At 63.3% G+C, this 2,058-nt stretch carries 3 protein-coding genes and 1 pseudogene; 1 reads left to right on the plus strand and 3 read right to left on the minus strand.

Features of this window, described 5'->3' with window-relative positions; genetic code table 11:
• A pseudogene (locus AX685_RS15845) lies at window positions 1–199 on the minus strand (transporter); the annotation flags it as partial.
• 24 nt (window positions 200–223) lie between these two features.
• Between AX685_RS15845 and AX685_RS22745 the strand changes: the two are divergent.
• Entirely contained in the window at window positions 224–610 is a 387-nt protein-coding gene (locus AX685_RS22745) for a hypothetical protein (protein ID WP_197418654.1), read from the plus strand.
• Here the strand turns inward: AX685_RS22745 and AX685_RS15855 are convergent.
• Together AX685_RS15855 and fliE are read right to left on the minus strand one after the other, a co-directional pair.
• Window positions 592–1,479: a bestrophin family protein gene (locus AX685_RS15855; protein ID WP_019368194.1), complete on the minus strand. Its 888-nt coding sequence runs from the start codon at window positions 1,477–1,479 to the stop codon at window positions 592–594. The two genes, AX685_RS22745 and AX685_RS15855, sit on opposite strands and share 19 nt — an antisense overlap.
• A gap of 31 nt (window positions 1,480–1,510) precedes the next feature.
• Window positions 1,511–1,852: a flagellar hook-basal body complex protein FliE gene (gene fliE / locus AX685_RS15860; protein ID WP_026189139.1), complete on the minus strand. Its 342-nt coding sequence runs from the start codon at window positions 1,850–1,852 to the stop codon at window positions 1,511–1,513.
• Between the last annotated feature and the right edge of the window lie 206 nt (window positions 1,853–2,058).

Consider the following 2,058-nt stretch of genomic DNA (forward strand, 5'->3'; position numbering starts at 1 on the left):
CGCCGATCAACGTCGCGCTGGGCGAAGCCTCATGCTTGACCTGCGGCAGGATTTCAGTCGCTGCCGCCGCGAACACGACGCCGGCAGCAAGATGCTGTAGCCCCGCCACGAGGCCAGGATTTAACTTTGTGCGGCTCGCGATGATCGCGCCGAGCACGACCGCCAACACAGGCGCAAGCGTGTAGAGCAATGCCTGCATATCCTATGATTCCTCCGGTGTTCGATGACAGACGCGGATCTTCCCGCGCTGCGTGAAGGCGATCGACCCGCCCGCCACGACTGCCCGCGACTGGTCGCCGCGAAATTCTTCGCCGGTCCGTTGCGCGTGCAGGATCTCGGTTCTGCCCTTGGGCAGCCAGGTGACACCCATCTTCAGGCCGTCGTCGATGAAGTCGACATCGGCGCGCGATCCATCGTCGCAATACATGATGCGCTGCGCGATCAATCGAGGCGTCAGATGCTTTTCATGCGCCGGCTCGGCCGGTTGGCTTGGAGCGGGGTTGCACGCCCCTACGACCATACCCGCGAACAGAACGGCGCCGATGCGCGCGGCTGTCAGGCCAGGCAGGTGCCGCAAGGCGCGCACCGCCCTCACCACAGCACGCCGTGATCGGGCGTCAGCGGCTCAGGGGCCGGTAGTCCCGCCGTCTGAAGAAGGTCGATCTCGATCGTGCGGCACATGGCCGTGAGCGGGACATCGTGGACGCTATTGGCGAACGGATCGGTCAGATCCTCGCCGATGCTCAGCACCGCGAGGAAGACGAGTCCGATCAGCGTCGATCCGATCGGCGTGGCAAGGCCCAGGGATTCGACCAGCGCGATCGGAAGCAGCACGCAGAACACGCGCGTGAAGAGGTTCGGGAAAAACCGAAAGCCATTGGGCAGCGGCGTGTTCTTGATCCGCTCCATGCCACCCTGCGCATTGGCGATGTCGATCAGGACGCGCTCTACAGTTGCCTGCTGGATCTCGGTGATCCGACCTTCCGCGAGCGCGTCGGCGTAATTGCCCGATATGTCCTCCAAGAGCGCGTTGGCAGGGTTCAGGCGAGCGACCGCCATATCGGCGACGTCCGTTCCGGCGATCCGGGCAATGTCTTCATAGGGCGACTGTCGGCGAAGCTGGCAGCGCATCGAGTGCGCGAAGGCGATCTGCCGCAGGATGATGTTGTGCCGCGTCTCACTGCCCTCGGGTTCCCCCTTGGTCAGGCTGCGTGTGATCCTGGCCAGGCTGCGCGACGCATTGATGAGCGCGCCCCAAAGGGTTCGCGCTTCCCACCAGCGCGCATAAGCTGCGTTGGTCCGAAACCCCATGAAGAGCGCGATGGCAGTGCCGAACAGCGCCGTCGGCAAAGGCGGTTCCTTGATCGGGGTCATCATGTGGAATGCCGTCACCGCCACGTCCCACACGAACAGGATCGTGAGAGGCTTCCAAACCTCGATAATGATCTGCCTAAAACGTGGCCTCGCGCCGACTATCATATCAATTACGCCCTAAATCTCTTAGCAATCGTCATCCGATCGGCATGTTCATGATGTCCCGATAAGCGGACAGCAGCTTGTTCCGGACTTGCAGGGTCGCCTCGAAAGTAATGGATGCGCGGCTCTGGATGAGCGCGACGGTTGCAATGTCGGTGGTTTCGCCACGCTCATATGCTTCGGTGACGACATCCTCCTGCTCCTGGGTCTCGTTGACCTTCGCGACCACGGCATTGAGGGTGTCGGCAAAGTTCGACGCCGGAGCGGTCGGCGTCACGCCGGGCGGTGCCGTCGGCTGCGCCGCACGCAAAGCGCGGCTTCGCGCGATCACTTCGGCCCGAATGGCCATCACATTCGAGATCGACGTGTCAGACATCGTTTCTCTCCCGTTCCAGTGCGACGTGTCGGAAGACAGGACGGTTCATCGGGTGCCCTCCCGTTCGCAGATTCGGGTGCGGCCCTCGCCATCCACGACGGTGAGCTGCGACCCCTTGAAGGTCGCGGTGGCTGTCTCGCCGACATATTGGAGGCCCTGCGCTGGCGCGGTCAGCGTCATGGGCACGGCGCTGCTGGAGCGCCGCA

It is taken from the genome of Sphingomonas sp. CCH9-F2 (genome assembly GCF_001556735.1).
GTDB lineage: Bacteria > Pseudomonadota > Alphaproteobacteria > Sphingomonadales > Sphingomonadaceae > Sphingomonas > Sphingomonas ginsenosidimutans.

Coding starts and splice junctions, on each gene's coding strand:
- AX685_RS15855 (WP_019368194.1), bottom strand. CDS start 1,479: ATGATAGTCGGCGCGAGGCCACGTTTTAGGCAGATCATTATCGAGGTT.
- AX685_RS22745 (WP_197418654.1), top strand. CDS start 224: ATGACAGACGCGGATCTTCCCGCGCTGCGTGAAGGCGATCGACCCGCC.
- fliE (WP_026189139.1), bottom strand. CDS start 1,852: ATGTCTGACACGTCGATCTCGAATGTGATGGCCATTCGGGCCGAAGTG.